The organism is Bacteroidota bacterium (genome assembly GCA_039821555.1).
Classification (GTDB): Bacteria; Bacteroidota; Rhodothermia; order Rhodothermales; family Rubricoccaceae; genus JBCBEX01.
In genome coordinates this window covers 1-591 of record JBCBNX010000070.1, presented here as the reverse complement: position 1 = coordinate 591, position 591 = coordinate 1, and the positions used below count along the sequence as shown (strand labels likewise).

Genomic DNA, 591 nt, shown 5'->3' with positions numbered 1-591 from the left:
GCGGAAGGCCACGCTGACCGGCGGGTGGTACACGCCGCGACGGTGGGAGGCGTCAGCGCACGGGCGACGTCAGAGGGGAAGGACGCAGCCCCGATCGCGTCGATGTTAACCAAGCATTACCCGCGCGTCCAACCCGGAGCGCCATCCTTAACATGGCGCGACGATGAATTGGCGTTGGTTGGTCACTCGTCCTTGGTCACTCGTTCTTGGTCACTCGTGATGCCACGTATCTGAGACCGTTGTGCATCGCGCCGACTCCCACCTTGGTCATCCCCGACCTGATCGGGAGCCGAAGGCCGGCGTATGCCAATCCATACAAGGCATCGTATGGATGCCCGCCGTCGCGGGAATGATCGGGTAAGTTTGCACCCATATCTCTTCCAGATGATATGAGCGACATCGGCACCTACCCCTTCACCGCACCGAGCGTCAGGCCGGAGATCAGGTAGCGGCTCAGCACCAGGAACAGCGCGATCACGGGGATCGACACGATGAGCGACCCGGCGGCGTAGAGGCCCCACTGCGCGCGGAGGTTGCCCTGGAAGAGCTTCAGCCCGACGGGCAGCGTGAAGAGTTCTGTGTCCTGCAAGA

General features: G+C 62.8%; 1 protein-coding gene. It reads right to left on the bottom strand.

The genetic code is table 11. The features are described from left to right. Positions 1-406: 406 nt before the first annotated feature. Positions 407-591 (bottom strand): sugar ABC transporter permease (locus tag AAFU51_18890; protein ID MEO1573309.1); only part of this gene is annotated, 185 nt, incomplete at its 5' end.